Raw genomic sequence first — 1239 nt, forward strand, 5'->3', positions numbered from 1 at the left:
TCGTCTGGCGATCCATTACGCGATGGCTCGCAACTTCTGGTATTCGGCATGGACTTCACGAGGCGGTCGGTAGCCTACGGCCGAGTGGAGACGTTTGTGATTGTACCAGAATTCGATGTACCGGGTGATGTCCTGTCGGGCGGCTTCGCGGGTCAAGTACGTGACGCGTGACACCCGTTCGTTCTTCAGAGTTCCGAAGAACGATTCGGCCATGGCGTTATCGAAACAGATTCCGGTACGGCCGGCAGATTGCCTCAGGCCGAGCTCGGCGAGAACGCTCGCATACTCGGCCGACATGTAGTTGCTTCCGCGATCCGAGTGAAGCACCGCCCCTGGGGCCAGTTTCCGGTTCCGGGCCGCATTGCGTATCGCTCGGGATATCAAAGGCGTCTGGTAGTGATCATCCATGGCGTATCCGATGACCTCCTTGGTACAGCAGTCCAGGACCGTTGCCAGATAGAGCCACCCTTCACCGGTCTTGATGTACGTGATATCACCGACGAGTTTTTCGCCGGGAGCATCGGCGGTGAAATCGCGGCCGACGAGGTCGGGCAGCGCGCCGGCCGCGGCTCGGGTCAGGCCGAACCTCTTCGGCTTCGGCTGGCAGGGCACCAGGTCCAGGGCCCGCATCAGCTGGCGTACCAGCTCCGGGCCGGCGGTCACGCCCCAGCGGGCCAGTTGGGCATGAACGCGCCGATATCCGTAGGTGCTGTCCGACATCTCGAATGCCTTCCGGATGAGCGTTTTCAGTTCCTCGCGGCGTTTCGCCGTCGCGGAATCGGGACGTGAACGCCAGTCGTAGTAGCCGGATGTGGACACGTCGAGCCGCTGGCACATGAACTCGACGGTGTAGGCGTACTCCTCGGTGTCGAGCCGCATCGTTTCGATGAACTCGTACTTGCTGGCTACCGGGGATCCCTCGCGAAGTACGCTGCGGCTTTTTTCAAGAAGGAGACTTCCATCTCGAGCTCATGGTTACGGCGTTCGAGTTCCTTCAAACGCGCCCGCTCGTCGAGTGCCAGCGGTGCGTCGGCAGCTGGTTCGTTGCGTTGCTTATGCTTCTTTACCCAGCCACGGAGAGTTTCCGTGTTGATCCCGAGCTCCCGAGCCGTATCCGAGATGGTCTTAGTGGACCGGAGCGCGATCTGGACAGCTTCCTCGCGGAACTCCGGGGTGTACTTGCTGGTTGGCGCCACTTCGTTCTTCCTCGTTTCCTGTTCACAACAACCCTATTGGGTC

1 protein-coding gene is annotated in these 1239 nt (G+C 60.6%); it reads right to left on the reverse strand.

Annotated features, from left to right (window positions below):
* Positions 1-15: 15 nt before the first annotated feature.
* Positions 16-1196, reverse strand: a protein-coding gene (locus ACLHRZ_RS42490) for an IS3 family transposase (RefSeq protein WP_490423999.1) whose coding sequence is annotated in 2 segments (ribosomal slippage) — positions 16-932 and positions 932-1196 — 1182 coding nt in all. Because the reading frame shifts where the segments join, the coding sequence is not laid out codon by codon here.
* Positions 1197-1239: the final 43 nt, after the last annotated feature.

The organism is Streptomyces sp. AM25 (genome assembly GCF_058146165.1).